This is a genomic window from Caballeronia catudaia (assembly GCF_001544755.2).
GTDB classification, from domain to species: domain Bacteria; phylum Pseudomonadota; class Gammaproteobacteria; order Burkholderiales; family Burkholderiaceae; genus Caballeronia; species Caballeronia catudaia.
Genome location: NZ_FCOF02000023.1, coordinates 61,675 through 78,775 on the forward strand (window position 1 = coordinate 61,675; position 17,101 = coordinate 78,775).

Sequence of the window (17,101 nt, forward strand, 5' to 3'; positions counted from 1 at the left end):
GTGGTTGAGGCTGGGATGATGCGGTAAGGCAGGATATGCAAGAGAAAGCGCAGCATGTCGCTTGGGGCAAGCGACCGAGAGATGGCGATGAGAACGCGAAGTTTCATCCGCTTGGTGATCATATGCTGGATGTCGCGGCGTGTTTTATCGCGTTGACGGCGCAGGGCGGCCGCATCCGTGCAGCGATGCATGCGACAGCGGGGCGCGTGCTCGACGAAAAAGACATCGCCCGGCTTGCCGTGTTCGTCTATTTGCACGACTTCGGCAAGGCGAATAGCGGTTTCCAGGCGAAGCGTTGGCGAACAGGCGCGCCGCGCGGCTGGCCTGCTCACGCTGGGCATGGCGTCGAAGCGCGGCTTGCGTTCGAACTCGATGAGAGTGTGCTTGCAGGATTGCCTCTCGATGACATGTCGGAATGGGGCGACGCCGCCTTCGATCTGATGCTCGCGAGCCTTGGGCATCATGGCCGGCCGCTACGCGAACCTGTCGGCATCGATCCGCACGTGTGGAAGCCCGTGTTCGATACGGATGGACGCGAGGTCTATAACCCCGTGCTTACGCTGACGCAGATTGGCGATCAATTGCGGCGCAATCTGCCGGGAGCGTTCGAGCGGGGTGGCGAATCGCTGCCCGTTGGCCCTTCGTTCGTGCATCTGTTCGCGGGTCTCGTGCAACTGGCGGACTGGCTCGGATCGGACGAGAGATTCTTTGGCTACAGCGAACCGGGCGTCGGGCGGACCTTCGACGAAGCCCTTCAACGTGCGACCGAAGCCGTCGAAACGATCGGCCTGAATCCAAGGCAATTGCGCGCGGCGGTGAAGCACGCTGGCATCAAGTTTGAATCGGCTTTCGGGCTGAAGTCGCCGCGGCCGGCACAAGCCGCATTGGGCAATACCGAACTCGGTCCGCTGCTGATACTCGAATCGGAAACCGGCAGCGGCAAGACGGAAGCCGCGCTTTGGCGCTTCGTGACGCTCTTCGAGGCCGGCAAAGTCGACTCGCTCTACTTCGCGTTGCCAACGCGCGTCGCGGCGGTTCAATTGTACGAACGCGTGCGTGATTTCGTCGCGCGTCTTTGGCCGTCGAGTGCGCCCGTGGTCGTTCGCGCGCTGCCGGGCTACGAAAGCGCCGACGGCAGCGACAAGATCGCGTTGCCGGATTACGAGGTCCAATGGTCCGACCATCCCGATGACATCGCGGCGCCGAGGCGCTGGGCCGCCGAATCGCCGAAGCGCTTTCTCGCCGCGACGATCGCTGTCGGCACCGTCGATCAGGCATTGCTGGCCGCGTTGAGTGTTCGTCACGCTCATCTGAGGCATGCGATGCTGAGCCGGTCGCTGCTCGTAGTCGATGAAGTCCACGCGTCGGACACATACATGTCCGAGTTGCTGGAACATCTGCTGGACGCGCATCTGGCGACGGGCGGGCACGCGTTGTTGTTATCCGCGACGCTCGGTTCAAATCAGCGCGTGCGGTTCCAGGGCATCGTCACGGAGGCGGTCGGCAAGACGTATCTGCCAGTCGTCGAGGAAGCCTGTGCATTGCCGTATCCGGCGCTTACGGACGGCGCGCATGTGACGTGCTTAGGCAATAGCGGACTGAAGAAACGCATCCACTGGCAGACCATCGACGCAATCGACGACCACGCGCATGTGGCTCGAATTGCCGTCGACGCAGCGCGGCAAGGGGCGCGCGTGCTGATCGTGCGCAACACGGTGCCATCGGCGATTGCGACGCAGAAAGCCATCGAAGCGTCGATCGACGATCGCGCCTGGCTGTTCGATGTCGACGGCACAGCGACTTTGCACCATAGCCGCTTCAGCCGGCAAGACCGTCCGTTGCTCGACGCGGCAGTCGAAGCGCGCATCGGCAAGGCGCGCGACGGCGCGAAGGCGTGCATCGTCGTCGGCACGCAGACGCTGGAACAGAGCCTCGATCTCGACGCCGATCTCCTCATCACCGACATCTGTCCGATGGACGTGCTCCTGCAGCGCATCGGACGTTTGCATCGTCATGTGCGTCCTGATTCGGAGAGGCCCGAAGCGTTCCGTCAGGCGCGCGTGTGGGTGCTCGTGCCAGAGAACGGATCTTTCGACGCGTACCTCGACCGCCCGCGCAATGGCCTCGGACGTCTGCGCAACGGTGGCGGCGTGTATCCCGACTTGCGCATGATAGAAGCGACACGCCGTCTCATCGACGAACAAACAGAACGCGAGATTCCTCGCGACAATCGTGCGCTCGTCGAACGCGCGACGCATCCCGAATGCCTTGACGCAATCGCTGACGAGTTGGGCGCAGCGTGGAAGCACCTGGCGCGACAACTCGACGGAGGCAAGAGCGCGGAACGTGTCGTCGCCCGCCTGCACGCGTTGAACTATGACGCGAGTTTCGAAGCGCTCGCGTTTCCTGGCGATGAAGAGCGCGTCGCCACGCGGCTCGGCGCAGCCGACCGTCTGATTCGCTTCGACCCGCCTATGCGTGGGCCGTTTGGTTTCGATGTGCGCGAGATCGCGATTCGTCATCACATGCTTCCGGCTGACCTGGATCTCGACGTGAAGCCATCCGACATATCTCTTTGCGACGGTGGCTTCGAATTCTCTTTGGGCGGCGCGCGCTTCACGTATGGGCGTTTCGGCGTCGAGCGGCAGGCGGCCGTGAAAGAAAGGAAATCGGCATGACCCTTCGATTCAATTTGCTGGACGATCGGCTTCTGCGTTATCGCAGTGTCGATAACCAGCCGCACGCTGCAAGCCTGCCGGAACTGCTGGTCGCGCTAGGCAACGACGATGTGCGCGATTTTCCCGCGCTTCGCCCGCATCAACGTCATCCGTGGCATGCCTTTCTCGTGTACCTCGCCGCGAGCGCGCTGCATGCCGCGAACGCCGGGAAACCGCTCGGGACAGCAGACGAATGGCGTCGCGCGTTGCTTGCGCTGACCCCCGACGACGATGACGGCGCCGCTTTCTCGCTCGTCACTCCCGACGATCGCGCCGCGTTTCTGCAAGCGCCATGCAAGAGCGGCGAGACGCGCACATGGAAGAAACGTCTGCTCACGCCCGATGCCGTGGACATGCTGATCACGTCCAAGAACCACGACATGAAAGCCGCACGCATGATTCACGCGAACCCGGAGGACTGGGTTTTCGCGCTCGTCAGCTTGCAGACGCAGGAGGGCTTTCTCGGCGCGGGCAACTACGGCATTTCGCGCATGAATGGAGGCTTCGCGAGCCGCGCGGCGTTCGGCGTCGTACCGGCGGGGCATGCGGGCAAGCGCTGGCTGCGCGATACACAACTGCTGCTGGAGCAACGCGCAAGCATCGTCAAGCGTTGCGATCTCAAGAGCGAAGGCGGTATCGCGCTCGTATGGCTGCGGCCTTGGGACGGTTCGAGCAGTCTCTCGTTCAGCGAACTCGATCCGTTTTACATCGAAATATGCAGACTCGTGCGGCTGACGGCCGACGGCGCGAGGCTCTTCGCACTCGCCACGAGCAGCAAGGCGGCGCGCATTTCGGCGAAGGAACGCAACGGCGTCACGGGCGATGCGTGGACACCGGTTCACATGGCCGAGGCGAAGGCCTTGTCCATCACGGCGAGGGGCTTCGATTACAGGCTCGCCAGCACGCTCGCGTTCTCGGGCGAATTCGAACGAACCATTGCGAGCACGTTGCGCAAGGACGACGGCAGCGAGGGTCTTTATCTTCTCGCGCAAGGCATCACGCGCGGCCAGGGAAAGACGGAGGGCTATCACGAGCGGCGGATTCCCGTGTCGCGTCGCATTCGCGAAGCCATGCGCGTAGGCAGCACGGATGAGATCGCACAGCGCGCGAAGGACCGTATCGCTGCAATCGCCGATGTGCGCAAGGTCCTGTGGATCGCGTTGTGCAACCTTCTTGGCAACGGCGATTCAAGCGTCAGCGACGACACCAAGAAGAAGGCGAGCGAGTTCACAAAGCGGTTCGAGAACGAGGAAGACGCACGCTTCTTCGATGATCTCATCGAGGAAATCGAATCCGACAAGCAGCACGAAGAGCACGACAAGTGGCTCGTCGAACTCGTCGATCGCGCGGAGAAGGTGCTTGAACGTACCTTCATCGCCGGGCCGCGGAGCGCGGAAAGACGTTATCGCGCGCGGGCCGGAGCGCTCTCCTGCTTTCACAACTTTATGCGCCTGGAGAAGCATGTATTGCAAAGAATCGTCCGCGTGTTGAAGCAACGCGACGACGCACGCAAACGCGCGCGACGTGAATCATCGGAAGAGGTTGAACATGACGTCAGTTGAAGACACCGCACTCGGGTCGCGGCGCAGTTTCTACGCGCAGATAGGCGCGATGACCGGCTTCATCAAGGCCGGCAAGGACGGTGAGGGCTCGGTCAAGGCGGACTATGTTGCGCTTGCGCGGCTCGATCCGAATGCACAGACACTTACCGTCCAACAGATCGCGGCGCTCACGCGCGCATTGCAGCGTGCGAAGGTCGATTGCGATTACTTTAGCCCGATGCGGTGGCGGCGTTGGGGACTCATCGCGCATGGCATCGCGTTGGCCGTTCACAGTCCCGCCGATGAATCGAGACAACGACTCGGGGAACAGCTGCATCGAGCGGGCGTATCCGAACCGCGCGTCACGCGTCTGCTCAACGCGCGCGGCGAAGCGCTCTTTCAGAACCTTCCGCGCATCTTGCGATTGATGGCGAGCCGCGGCGTCGCGCCGAACTGGGTCGAGTTCGGCACGCTCATTCTCAACGAAGGCGCGGCCAATCCGCTCGGCAAGCGTATCGCGGAGAAGACGCGTATCGCGATCGTTCGCGATTACGCCAGAGCCAGGCTCAAGAGCGAACGCAAGTAGAAGCCGCTCGATCATCGAACGCAATCAGTCGAAACAGAAACAGGAATTCACCATGCCGCAACCGCGTTTCATCCAGATTCACACGCTGCAAAGTTATCCCGCCGCGCTGCTCAACCGCGACGACGCCGGGCTCGCCAAACGCCTTCCGATGGGCGATGCCATTCGCACGCGCATCTCGTCGCAATGTCTGAAGCGGCATTGGCGCGTGGCGGACGATCATCATTCGCTTGCGTCGCTCGATGTGCCGATGGCCATCCGCTCGCGTATCACGCTAAGGCTGATTCGCGATGAGCTGATCGCACGGAACGTTCCGGAAGAACTCGCGCAAGCCGCCGCCGAAGCGCTCCGTCACGGAGGCTTGCTCGACAAGGCGGGCAAGGATCTCAAGGGCAAGGAAGCGCTCGAGACCGGCCAGGCCGTGTTGCTCGGCAAGGCGGAGATCGACTATCTCGTTGCGCGCTGCGCCGCGCTCGCCCGCGATTACAAGGACGAGCAAGCCCTGAAAGCCGCAATGAAGGACTTCCTGAAAGAAGAGAAATCAAACATCGAAGCGCTGAAGCACGGTAGCGGACTGGAGTCGGCGCTGTTCGGCCGCATGGTGACCTCGGACGTTCTCGCTTCGCGCGATGCCGCCGTGTATGTCGCGCATTCGTTCACGGTGCATGAGGCGCAGGTCGAGAACGACTATTTCACCGTCGTCGACGATCTGCTGCGCGAAACGGGTGAACGCGGCTCGGCGGGCATCTTCGATACGGAACTCGCTTCGGGTCTGTATTACGGATATGTCGTCGTCGATGTGCCGCAGCTCGTCGCGAATCTGGAAGGCATCGGCGTGGCCGAATGCTTCGATGTGCCGTGCGAACGGCGCGCGCTTGCGGGACAGGTCGTGCATAACCTGCTGCATCTGATCGCGACCGTCAGCCCCGGAGCCAAGCGCGGCTCCACTGCGCCGTTCAGTCATGCGAGCCTGATGCTCGTCGAAACCGGCGACTGGCAGCCGCGCACGCTTGCCGGCGCGTTCGAAACCGCGCTTTCGATGAAGGCGGGAACCCACGCCCGCCACGATGCCGTCGCCAAACTGGCGGGCGAGTTGCATAAGCACGATGCCGCGTACGGGGCATCGCTGGCTCGGCGCTTCATGTCGCTCGACGATGCGAGCATGCCGAACGCGGAGCGCGTCTCGCTCGCTGAACTCGGCAAGTGGACGCAGGCGCGCATCGTCGAGGGCGCGTGACATGCGCAGACATTTGCTGATGCGCTTGCGCGCCCCGCTCGTGGCGTTCGGCGGCGAAGCGATCGACAACTATGGCGTGATTCGCGACTTTCCGGCCTTGTCGATGGTGACGGGCCTGATCGGGAATGCGCTCGGCTGGGAGCGAAGCGAGTTTGCCTTGCTGGATGGATTGCAGGCGCGGCTTGTCATGGGAACGCGCCTCGACGACGGCGGCGAGCGGCTCGTCGATTTTCAGACGGCGCAACTCGGTGCGAATGACGCCGGCTGGACCACGCTCGGCGAGCCGGAAAAACGGCGCGGCGGCGACGTTTCGTACAAGAGCCCGCATCTGCGATATCGCGACTATCACGCGCGGCTCGATGCGCTCGTCGCGCTGCGGCTCGAACCGGCGGACGAAGAGCCGACGCTCGAGACCATCGCGCATGCGCTCGATCATCCGCAGCGGCCGTTGTTAATCGGACGCAAGCCGTGTCTGCCGTCGGGGCGTTTGCTTATCGGTATCGTCGATGCAGACGATGTGCTGAATGCCTTGCAACTTGCGCCAGTGTCTGATCAGCGCGAGTTTCGCTTTCAGTGGCCGCTGAAGGAGGGCACGTTGAAGAACGCGCGAGCGTTGGACGTATGCGATGAACGCAACTGGAAAACCGGTGTGCACGGAGGATGGCGCGCAGTGTTCGAGGGAACCGGCCCGCATATCGCGCCCGCGGATTTGTCGACATTGCCGGAACTGCCAGCATGACCACATTGAATCTGATTCACTGCCAGCCCGATCTACGCAAGCTGGTGCCTTGGGCCGCACGGCAGGGCTGGCTTCCGCCGGGCGGCGACGTCGGCTATGCGTTGCATGCCGCGTTGGGCAGCGCGTTCGGAGAACGTGCGCCGAAGCCTTTTTACTATCGCGATGAGCACAGTGGTCTGCTTGGTTACTGTCCCTCTTCAGCGGATGAGTTGCGCGAGGCGGCATCGCTTGCGAGTCCCGATATCGCCGCGCTGCTCGGTCTGGACGCGGTGCGGGGCAGCAGTGGCTTGAGCATCCGCGAGTTCCCGACGCAGTGGACCGAAGGGCGCGTGTTGGGGTTCGAAGTGCGGGTATGTCCCGTCATTCGAGACAAGGAAGGGCATCAACACGATGTCTATGGCGCTGCGCGGGACCGTGCGGAGGTCAAGGAGTCGGTCCAGCGGGAGCCGGTGTACAAGCAATGGCTCGCTCGCCAGTTCATCGCGACGGGCGCCGCCGAAATCATCGAATCGCGCATGACGCGCTTTCAGGTGACGACTTCGGTGCGCCGGACCAAGGCGGCGTCAGGCTCGGATGGCAAGCGGGCCGCGCGCCGTGTCGGTGGCCCCGATGCGGTGTTCTGCGGCCATTTGCGCATCGAAGATACCGAGGCGTTCGCGGGCTTGCTTGCGCGCGGCGTGGGGCGTCATCGCGCGTTCGGATTCGGGATGTTGCGGCTCAAGCCTGCTTCGATATCGGCATGAGCCGCGAAGGAAGCGCGTGCTGAAGGGGCGCCTCGGACTCGACACATCGCGGGTTGCGCATGCGGACCGTCATGGCCTGCTTTGGCTCGAACGCGGCGAGCTCAGCGTGATCGACGGATGCCTGCATTTTGCGAGCGGGCGGCACGTCGATCAGATTCCGCATCAGTCGGTCTCGATGATTTTGCTCGGCCCCGGCAGCAGCGTGACTCACGATGCGCTGCGTCTGCTGGCGCGTCACGGCACGCTGCTGGCGGCGGTGGGCGTCGATGGAGTGCGCACGTACACTGCGCCGCCGTTGATGGCGGATCGCTCGGACATCGCGCGTCGGCAAGCGGAGTTGTGGGGCAGTCCGCGGAGGCGCATATCCGTCGCGCGGCACATGTATGCGCTGCGTCTCGGTGAAGTGTTCCCGCATCGCGACCTCGACACGCTTCGCGGCATCGAAGGCGCGCGCGTGAAGACGATTTATCGGCTGCGCGCGCAGCAGTTTGGTATCGACTGGGACGGGCGTCGCTATGACCGCACGAATCCGGACGCGGCCGATCTGCCGAATCAGGCGATCAATCATGCGGCGACGGCCGTGCAGGCTGCGGCGGCCATCGCGGTGCAGGCGCTGGCTGCAATACCTCAGTTGGGATTCATCCACGAGGATTCGGGACAAGCCTTCGTGCTCGATATCGCGGATCTTTTCCGCGATGACGTCACGCTTTCCATCGCCTTCGCTGCGGTGAAGGAGGCTGAGCGGAGCGATCAGACGATCGACCGGCTCGTGCGGCGGGAGGCCGCGCGCGTGTTTCGCAAGAAGGCGGTCATTGCCGTGATGATCGATCGCGTGAAGCAGGTGCTGCGTGTGGACGAGAAGGAGGAGACCGATGGCGCTGGTCGTGGTGGTGACGAGTGACGTCGCGGACCGGTTTCGTGGATTTCTGGGATCGGTGATGCTCGAGGTGTCGGCGGGCGTGTATGTCGCGCCGCGCATGAACAAGGGCGTGCGGGAGCGGACGTGGTCGGTGCTTGCCGACTGGCACGGGCATGAGCCGCGAGGCAGTGTCGTGATGGTCTGGCGGGAACTGGATGCGGTCGGGGGAATTGGCATCGCGCATTTGGGGACGCCGCCGAGAGAGCTGGTTGATGTCGACGGGATGTATGTCGTGCGGCGGGCGATGGCGGGGTAGCGGGGTGGTTTTGTTCTTTGAAAATTTGGATGTTTTGGATTGGATGCAAACGTGCAATCTTCCTTTTCGATCATGGGGTTATGAGGTAGAGGTTCCTCCGCGTGCGCGGAGATAGGCCCACGCGTCTCTTCGACTTCAGCCAGAAGGACGGGTTCCTCCGCGTGCGCGGAGATAGGCCGGTTGAGCGCAAAGGGCATACGCGAAACCAGAAGGTTCCTTCGCGTGCGCGGAGATAGGCCCGCGTCGTGCGGATCATGGGCGAGGACGGGACGGGTTCCTCCGCGTGCGCGGAGATAGGCCATCTTCGTGCGACAGGTCGACGATCCGACCTCGGGTTCCTCCGCGTGCGCGGAGATAGACCCTACCATCGGCCCCGCGCCGACCAGCATGTCCAGGTTCCTCCGCGGCGCGGAGATAGACCTTGAACGGGCAAATGGGCGGCAACCGCGCCCCGGGTTCCTCCGCGTGCGCGGAGATAGACCCAATCGTTGGAGAATGAAGCCTACACGAGCTAAGGTTCCTCCGCGTGCGCGGAGATAGACCTTTGCCGTTCAGAATCGGGCTCTGCGCCATGCCGGTTCCTCCGCGTGCGCGGAGATAGACCCGCGAGGTGAATCTGTTTCGCTTCGTGCAGACGGGTTCCTCCGCGTGCGCGGAGATAGACCCCGGTTCAAGGGCATGAAAGAACGCACCGAGCGGGTTCCTCCGCGTGCGCGGAGATAGACCCAGCGCATCGATGGCCGAAGGGGCGAGAACTTCGGTTCCTCCGCGTGCGCGGAGATAGACCCCAATTCCTGCAACGCGACCTGACCGACTCACGGGTTCCTCCGCGTGCGCGGAGATAGACCGTCGCAGCCGTACACGTCACGAAAAAGCGTGGTGGTTCCTCCGCGTGCGTGGAGATAGACCCGCGCCGGTCGCGCTCGTCTGGCTGTCGCCCGAGGTTCCTCCGCGCGCGCGGAGATAGACCCCAGGCCGAAGCAGATCGCGACATTCCGAACTTGCCTCCGCCCAGCCAGAAACCCAACCCTCACCCCGCAACCCCAACCCGCTCCAGCCCGCCCCTCAACCCCCGCGCCTTTTTTCCACCCGCCACGAAATACGGCGTATTAACCCTCTCCAACGCCTCCCGCCCTCGAATCCGATCCGCAATCTTCTCCGCCAACATAATCGTCGGCGCATTGAGATTCCCCGTCGTGATCTGCGGCATGATCGACGCATCGACAACGCGCAAGCCTTCCATCCCATGCACGCGCCCTTCGCCATCCACGACAGCCATATCGTCATATCCCATCTTGCACGAGCACGATGGATGAAACGCCGTCTCCGCTTTCGCCCTCACAAACGCATCGAGCTCGGCGTCGCTGCTGAGGTCATCGGACGGATGCAGCTCACGCCCGCGATACCGCGCAAGCGCCGGCTGCCGCATGATCTCCCGCGTGATGCGAATCGCATCGCGGAACTCGCGCCAGTCCAGCGTATCGGCCATGTAATTGAAAAGAATGCTCGGATGCGCATTCGGATCGCGCGACGTGAGCTTCACGCGTCCGCGGCTCGGTGAACGCATCGATCCGACGTGCGCCTGAAACCCATGCATCTTTATCGGATTCGATCCGTTGTAGTTGATCGCGACCGGCAGGAAGTGATACTGGATGTTCGGCCACAGATCATCGTCGCGCGTGCGGATGAAACCGCCCGCTTCGAACTGATTGCTCGCCCCGATGCCCGTGCCGTTCAACATCCATTCGAGCCCGATCGCCGGCTGGTTCCACCACTGCAATGCCGGATACAAGGACACCGGTTCCTTGCATTCGTACTGCATATACATCTCGAGGTGATCCTGCAAGTTCTCACCGACGCCCGGCAGATCGTGCACGACGGGAATCTCCAGCTCCTTCAGCCAATCAGACCGCCCCACGCCCGAGCGCTGCAACAACTGAGGCGATGCAATCGCGCCGCTGCAAACCAGCACCTCACGCCGCACATGCGCCGTCACGCGCTGCCCGCCCTGTACATAAGCAACACCGATCGCACGCTTGCCGGAGAACAACACGCGATCCGTCATCGCATGCGTCACGATCGTCAAACCAGCGCGATGCTTCGCGCGATCCAGATATCCGCGCGCCGTGCTCGCGCGCCGTCCATTCGCGGTCACGGTGCGATCCATCGGACCGAAGCCTTCCTGCTGATAACCGTTGAGATCTTCCGTGCGCGGATAGCCCGCCTGCACGCCGGCCTCGACCATCGCCGCGAAAAGCGGATTGTTGCCGGGCTTGCTCGTCGTCACATGCACGGGACCATCGCCGCCGTGATATGCATTCGGCCCGATATCGCGCGTCTCCGCCTTGCGAAAATACGGCAGACAGTCGAGATAGCTCCAGTTCTCGAGACCGGACATCGAGGCCCAGTTATCGTAATCGAGCGCATTGCCGCGGATATAACACATGCCGTTGATGAGTGACGATCCACCCAGCCCCTTGCCGCGCCCGCACTCCATGCGACGGTTATTCATATGCGGCTCGGGCTCGGTTTCATATGCCCAGTTATAGCGCCGCCCTTGCAACGGATAAGCCAGCGCCGCCGGCATTTGCGTGCGAAAGTCGAAGCGATAATCCGGCCCGCCCGCTTCGAGCAGCAGCACGGTCACGTCGTCGTCTTCGGTGAGACGCGACGCGAGCACGTTGCCCGCCGATCCCGCGCCGACGATGATGTAGTCGTATTCATTCGCGCTCATCGACAACCTCCTCAAAACACGGGCTGATAAGGACCGAGCTCGACCTGCACCGACTTGATGCGCGTATAGGCGTGCAATGTCGCGATGCCGTTCTCGCGGCCGATGCCCGACTGCTTGTATCCGCCGACCGGCATTTCCGCAGGCGATTCGCCCCACGTATTGATCCAGCAAATGCCCGCTTGCAGCCGATGAATCACCCGATGCGCACGCGACAGATTCTCCGTCACGACGCCTGCAGCTAATCCGTAGTCCGTATCATTGGCGCGCGCGATCACTTCGTCTTCGTCATCGAATGCGAGGATGCTCATCACTGGACCGAAGATCTCTTCGCGCACGATACGCATGTCGTCGCGGCAATCGGCGAACACGGTCGGCTCGACATACTGACCGCGCGCGAACGCGCCATCGCTGAGACGCGCACCGCCCGTGACGAGCCGCGCGCCCTCGCGCCTGCCGCTCTCGATGAAGCCGAGCACCTTCTGCAACTGCGCCGCGCTCACGAGTGGCCCGAAGTTGGTATTGGGATCATCGGGCGCGCCGATGCGAATGCGCTTCACGCGCTGCGTAATCAAGGCTTCAAACTTGTCGATGACACCGCGTTCCACGAACACGCGCGTGCCGTTCGTGCATACCTGTCCCGAGCTGAAGAAGTTCGCGCTCGTCGCGATATCGGCGGCGCGTTCGAGGTTGGCATCGGCGAAGACGATGAGCGGCGACTTGCCGCCGAGTTCCATCGTCACTTCCTTGAGCGTCGATCCGCCCGCGCGCGCCATCACTTTCTTGCCGGTCTCGACGCCGCCCGTGAACGATATCTTCTCGATGCCGACATGCTCCGCGAGCATCGCGCCGACGCGTCCATCGCCTTGCACGACGTTGAAGACGCCTGCCGGCACGCCCGCTTCGCGATAGATTTCCGCGAGCTTCAGCGCGGTCAGCGGCGTGATCTCGCTCGGCTTGAAGATCATCGCGTTGCCGGCGGCGAGCGCGGGCGCGGACTTCCAGCACGCGATCTGAATCGGGTAATTCCATGCGCCGATGCCCGCGCACACGCCAAGCGGCTCGCGCCGCGTATACACGAACGATGATTCGCGCAGGGGTATCTGCTCGCCTTCGATGGCCGTCGCGAGCCCCGCGTAGTACTCGATGACATCCGCGCCCGTGACGATATCGACGGCGCGCGTTTCCGCGATCGGCTTGCCAGTGTCGCGCGTTTCGATCGCGGCGAGCTCGTCGTTGCGCGCGCGAAGCAGATCGACCGCGCGCCGCAAAATGCGCGAGCGCTGCATCGCGGTCATCGCGGCCCATTCGCGCTGTCCTTCGCGCGCAGAGCGCACCGCCCGGTCGATATCAGCCTGCGACGCCTGCTGCACGCGCGCGAGCGTTTCGCCCGTGGCGGGATCGAGCGTGTCGAAGGTTTCGCCGCTCGTTGCATCGACGTATTCGCCGCCGATATAAAGCCGTTGCTCTCCGAATGCGGACATGTCGCGCTCCCTTAAAAGTATTGGCTTAACCGCGCGCTTCCAGCACGAGGTCGATGTATTCATAGGCGACGCGCAGCGCGCCCTTCGTGTCGAACGGCTCGCCGGCGAGCGCGCCGCGCAGCCACAGCCCGTCGATCAGCGCGGCGAGACCGCTCGCGGCGCGGCGTGCGGCGGGCTTCGTCAGCGCACGCGCGAAATCCGCGCACAGGTTCGAATAAAGCCGCCGCGTGTTCACGTGCTGCAACCGCCGCAACTCGGGCTTGTGCATGCTCTCCGACCAGAACGCGAGCCAGGTTTTCATGACCGGGCCGTTCACCTGTTCGACATCGAAATTCGCCGCGACGACCGCGCGCAGCTTCGAACGCGGATCAGGCTTCGCGGCCTTGCGGCGGCGCGACGTGCCCTGCCACAGCGAGCGCAAGACGTGACGCATGGTGGCTTCGAGCAGGCCGTCCTTGTCGCCGAAGTAATGGCTGACGATGCCCGTCGACGTGCTCGCGCGCTGCGCCACCGATGCGAGTGTCGCGCCAGCGAGCCCGGATTGGTCGATGGTGTGCAGCGTGGCGTCGATGAGTTGCGCGCGGCGGATTTCGCGCATTCCGAGCTTGGGCATGGTTCGAGTCGAGGGAAATCGTCCGTCGATACTAGTTTTTTTATATTGAACGGTCAATCAACATAAAGAGGTCGCAAAGGCGATGTCGGTTTCAGTCAAACACGCGTCGCATTGAGTGTCGGTCGCGTGGTCACAGCGGCGCTACGCTCGGTGCACGGGCGTGGTCATCGTTCGGATGTATCGCGCGTGCCGTCCACGAAACAAGGAGACGATCAATGAGCAGCAATCGCGGCGTCGTTTATCTGGGGCAGGGCAAGGTGGAAGTGCAATCCATCGACTATCCGAGAATGGTCGATCCACGCGGGCGCGACATCGGCCACGGCGTCATTCTGAAAGTCGTCAGCACCAACATTTGCGGCTCGGACCAGCACATGGTGCGCGGCCGCACGACGGCGGAAGTCGGCCTCGTGCTCGGCCATGAGATCACGGGCGAGGTGATCGAAGTCGGGCGCGACGTCGAGACGCTCGCCATCGGCGATCTCGTTTCGGTGCCGTTCAACGTTGCGTGCGGCCGCTGTCCGACGTGCAAGGCGCAGCACACGGGCGTGTGCCTGAACGTGAATCCGTCGCGCGCGGGCGGCGCGTATGGCTATGTCGACATGGGCGGCTGGATTGGCGGGCAGGCGGAATACGTGATGGTCCCGTATGCGGACTTCAATCTGCTGAAGTTTCCCGACAAAGCGCAGGCGATGTCGAAGATTCGCGACCTGACTTGCCTGTCCGATATTCTTCCGACGGGCTATCACGGTGCGGTGATGGCGGGCGTCGGGCCGGGCTCGACGGTGTATATCGCGGGCGCGGGGCCGGTCGGGATGGCGGCGGCTGCATCGGCGCGCTTGCTGGGCGCGGCGTGCACGATCGTCGGCGACATGAACGAGGAGCGTCTTGCGCACGCGCGTGCGATGGGTTTCGAGACGATCAACCTGTCGAAGGACGCGACGCTGGGCGAGCAGATCGAGCAGATTCTCGGCAAGCCGGAAGTGGATTGCGCGGTCGATTGCGTGGGTTTCGAGGCGCACGGCCACGGCAGCGACAGCGGCCATGAAGCGCCTGCCACGGTGTTGAATTCGCTGATGGAAATCACGAAGGCCGCGGGCGCGATTGGCATTCCGGGCCTTTACGTGACCGACGACCCGGGCGCCGTCGATGCCGCGGCGAAGAAGGGCAGCCTGAGCATCCGCCTGGGGCTTGGCTGGGCGAAGTCGCATTCGTTCCACACGGGCCAGACGCCAGTCATGAAGTACAACCGTAATCTGATGCAGGCGATTTTGTGGGACCGTCTGCCGATTGCGGATATCGTGAACGTGACGGTCGTATCGCTCGATGAAGCGCCGGATGGCTATCGCAAGTTCGATGGTGGCGCGCCGCGCAAATTCGTGATCGATCCGCATGGGCTGCTGAAAGCGGCATGAGTTAGCAACAGCATCGAAAACGGCGGCATACTTGACGGTATGACCGCCGATTATCTCCGCACTGCGCTTACTTTTCGGCTCGCCGTCGCCGACGATGCCGCCGAGATCGCGCGCATCCACGTCAAGGCTTGGCAGGCCGCTTATCGTTCGATCTTTCCCGCCGTATATCTCGATTCCCTTTCGGTTCCAAGGCGTCAGGTGCTATGGGCGCAACTGATCGCGCGCGGCATGCCGCGTGTGATGCTGGCGCAGCGTGACGAAGTGATGTTGGGCTGGATTGCGTGGGGTGCTTCACGCGACTACGACAGTGGAAAGACGGATGCGGAAATCGAGGCGATCTATATTGACCCGCCGCATTGGCGCGAGGGCGCGGGCAGGATGTTGATAGACGAAGCGATCAACGCGGCGGCGAGCGAGGGTTATCGGCAAATGACGCTTTGGGCGCTGGAGGAAAATGTGCGCGGGCTACGCTTTTATAAGGCGCTGGGATTTGCGCTGGATGGGGTATTCCGGACGGAGAGGGTGGGTGGTTGTGAAGTGTGTGAAACGCGGCTACGAATAGCGATATAAAAACCACAAAAGCCGATTGACCCATCGGCCGCGCAGCGGGCCGGAGCTTGCAAGGGCTGCGCCAGTTCGTTAAGCGGCCCGGCGATACAGACCGTGCGCGATCCACGCCCGGTTAGGCCTTTGAGGGCACTCGCTACTCTGGGGGCCATTCAGCCAATCGCCTGTGCCGCGGCCGGTGTGAAGTGCTTAGGCTGGGAGAAGCTGCTTTCTTTGCCTACTTTCTTTGCAGCAGCAAAGAAAGTAGGTGCCGCCCCGCACAGGGGCAGAGCAAATAAACCGACACGAAATCAGGCTGTCACGACAAAAACCCTAGGCCACCAAAACGGAAGAAGGAGAAGTAACCGAAGCTAAAGAAGGCACTTGCTTCCTGCGTTCCCGCGTCGGCGCGGTTCCAAACGCATCGCGATAGCTTTTAGAAAAATGGCAAGCGGACTGAAACCCGCAAGCCATTGTGATATGCATGATCGACATATCGGTCTGAAGAAGCAACTCACGGGCGCGCCGAAGCCGCAAAGTCAAATAGTAATGCGTAGGCGTCATGCCAAGGTGCTCGCGGAAAAGCCGCTGCAACTGCCGCTGCGACATCCCTGCCAGCCGCGCCAATTCCTCCCGCGAAAGCGGCTCCTCGATGTTGTTCTCCATCAACGAGATGACTTCAAAGAGCGACTTGTTGGCCGATCCAAGCCGAGCCACCAACGGCATGCGCTGCTGCGCGGACGTATCCCGCACATGTTCGACGATGAATTGCTCGGCGATCTGCGTGACCCGCGCCGTGCCGACGCGTGAAGCGATCAGATTGAGCATCATGTCGAGCGGCGCGACACCGCCGGTGCACGTGACGCGATCGCGATCGACCACAAAAAGCTCTTTGAGAAAACGCGTATCGGGAAACTCTTCTTTAAGCGCTGACATGTTTTCCCAATGAATCGCGCAGGCGTAACCGGCGAGCAGTCCCGCACGCGCCAGCGCATAAGTCCCGGTACATAGAGAACCCAGCACGCTCCCAGTGCGAGCAAACCGTCGCAAAGCAGACAGATGCTCGGAAGTAGTCGCACGCTGCACGTCGATGCCGCCGACCACGAACACGATGTCGGGCTGGCCCACGCAGTCGACCGGACCCGTATCGACGGCAAGTCCATTGCTCGCCGTCACCGGCCCGCCTTCGGGACTCACGAGGGACCATCGATAGAGCGGCTGCCCCGTCAGGTAATTCGCCATGCGCAGCACTTCGATCGCATTGGTGAACGCGATCATCGTGAAGTTGGGGAGCGGCATGAACGCGAAGTGCGACAGCGACGCCGTGCGATCGGAGGACATGTGAGGACTGATTCCTTGGAATCTATTGATTGGCGCAGTTCAGGTCGCGGCGCTTTGCCACTTTCGCAATTTTGGTTTCGAGTGCAACTACCATGCCATCAGGCTAAACCCTGAGCCATGCGAGGCGCCCGTCACGCTCCGCTGCGCCCACGCACCCGCGCGGGGCCAAGCGCGACAGCGAAAGCACTGCCATAGCGCACGATCGTTCCGACGCAGTGCAGCAGGTCAAATAAAAAATT

General features: G+C 62.6%; 14 protein-coding genes and 2 CRISPR repeat arrays. Of the genes, 10 read left to right on the forward strand and 4 right to left on the reverse strand.

Going from position 1 to position 17,101, the window contains the following annotated elements; all coding sequences use genetic code 11:
• Positions 1-35: 35 nt before the first annotated feature.
• The 8 genes from AWB75_RS22770 to cas2e are packed head-to-tail and all read left to right on the forward strand — an operon-like array spanning position 36 to position 8,735.
• Positions 36-2,678 carry a CRISPR-associated helicase/endonuclease Cas3 gene (locus AWB75_RS22770; protein WP_061126309.1) on the forward strand — a complete coding sequence of 881 codons (2,643 nt, stop codon included), beginning with the start codon at positions 36-38 and terminating at the stop codon, positions 2,676-2,678.
• Positions 2,675-4,279 (forward strand): type I-E CRISPR-associated protein Cse1/CasA, encoded by a 1,605-nt coding sequence (gene casA / locus AWB75_RS22775; protein WP_061126310.1) that lies wholly within the window; start codon positions 2,675-2,677, stop codon positions 4,277-4,279. Before AWB75_RS22770 ends, casA begins: the two co-directional genes overlap by 4 nt.
• Positions 4,266-4,844 (forward strand): type I-E CRISPR-associated protein Cse2/CasB, encoded by a 579-nt coding sequence (locus tag AWB75_RS22780; RefSeq protein WP_061126311.1) that lies wholly within the window; start codon positions 4,266-4,268, stop codon positions 4,842-4,844. Before casA ends, AWB75_RS22780 begins: the two co-directional genes overlap by 14 nt.
• Before the next feature lie 52 nt (positions 4,845-4,896).
• Positions 4,897-6,078 (forward strand): type I-E CRISPR-associated protein Cas7/Cse4/CasC, encoded by a 1,182-nt coding sequence (gene cas7e, locus AWB75_RS22785; RefSeq protein ID WP_061126312.1) that lies wholly within the window; start codon positions 4,897-4,899, stop codon positions 6,076-6,078.
• A 1-nt stretch (position 6,079) separates the two neighbouring features.
• The gene (gene cas5e, locus AWB75_RS22790) at positions 6,080-6,817 is read left to right on the forward strand and encodes a type I-E CRISPR-associated protein Cas5/CasD (RefSeq protein WP_061126313.1); all 738 of its coding nucleotides are present in this window, start codon (positions 6,080-6,082) and stop codon (positions 6,815-6,817) included.
• Complete coding sequence (gene cas6e / locus AWB75_RS22795) at positions 6,814-7,560, forward strand: type I-E CRISPR-associated protein Cas6/Cse3/CasE (protein WP_061126314.1); 747 nt, start codon at positions 6,814-6,816, stop codon at positions 7,558-7,560. The genes cas5e and cas6e overlap by 4 nt, the downstream gene beginning before the upstream one ends.
• Before the next feature lie 16 nt (positions 7,561-7,576).
• A complete protein-coding gene (cas1e, locus tag AWB75_RS22800; protein WP_061126315.1) occupies positions 7,577-8,461 on the forward strand; it encodes a type I-E CRISPR-associated endonuclease Cas1e in 885 nt (294 codons plus the stop codon).
• Positions 8,433-8,735, forward strand: a complete 303-nt coding sequence (gene cas2e, locus AWB75_RS22805; RefSeq protein ID WP_061126316.1) for a type I-E CRISPR-associated endoribonuclease Cas2e — start codon at positions 8,433-8,435, stop codon at positions 8,733-8,735. The genes cas1e and cas2e overlap by 29 nt, the downstream gene beginning before the upstream one ends.
• A 90-nt stretch (positions 8,736-8,825) precedes the next feature.
• Positions 8,826-9,097: a CRISPR direct-repeat array (repeat unit 28 nt; unit sequence GGTTCCTCCGCGTGCGCGGAGATAGACC).
• Positions 9,098-9,189: 92 nt separating this feature from the next.
• Positions 9,190-9,705: a CRISPR direct-repeat array (repeat unit 28 nt; unit sequence GGTTCCTCCGCGTGCGCGGAGATAGACC).
• A gap of 60 nt (positions 9,706-9,765) precedes the next feature.
• Here cas2e and betA read toward each other — a convergent pair.
• From betA to betI, 3 genes are read right to left on the reverse strand one after another with little or no spacing between them, the layout of a single operon-like run.
• Positions 9,766-11,469: a choline dehydrogenase gene (betA, locus tag AWB75_RS22810; protein WP_061126317.1), complete on the reverse strand. Its 1,704-nt coding sequence runs from the start codon at positions 11,467-11,469 to the stop codon at positions 9,766-9,768.
• An 11-nt stretch (positions 11,470-11,480) separates the two neighbouring features.
• A complete protein-coding gene (gene betB / locus AWB75_RS22815; protein WP_061126318.1) occupies positions 11,481-12,950 on the reverse strand; it encodes a betaine-aldehyde dehydrogenase in 1,470 nt (489 codons plus the stop codon).
• Between the two features lie 25 nt (positions 12,951-12,975).
• Complete coding sequence (gene betI, locus AWB75_RS22820) at positions 12,976-13,563, reverse strand: transcriptional regulator BetI (RefSeq protein ID WP_061126319.1); 588 nt, start codon at positions 13,561-13,563, stop codon at positions 12,976-12,978.
• A gap of 215 nt (positions 13,564-13,778) precedes the next feature.
• Here betI and fdhA point away from each other — a divergent pair, with 215 nt between their 5' ends.
• Both fdhA and AWB75_RS22830 read left to right on the forward strand, forming a co-directional pair.
• Positions 13,779-14,975, forward strand: a complete 1,197-nt coding sequence (fdhA, locus tag AWB75_RS22825; protein WP_061126320.1) for a formaldehyde dehydrogenase, glutathione-independent — start codon at positions 13,779-13,781, stop codon at positions 14,973-14,975.
• 39 nt (positions 14,976-15,014) lie between these two features.
• Positions 15,015-15,545, forward strand: coding sequence for a GNAT family N-acetyltransferase (locus AWB75_RS22830; RefSeq protein ID WP_061126321.1), 531 nt, complete (start codon positions 15,015-15,017; stop codon positions 15,543-15,545).
• A gap of 309 nt (positions 15,546-15,854) precedes the next feature.
• Here AWB75_RS22830 and AWB75_RS22840 read toward each other — a convergent pair whose 3' ends face one another.
• Entirely contained in the window at positions 15,855-16,862 is a 1,008-nt protein-coding gene (locus AWB75_RS22840; protein WP_061126322.1) for a GlxA family transcriptional regulator, read from the reverse strand.
• Positions 16,863-17,101 lie beyond the last annotated feature (239 nt).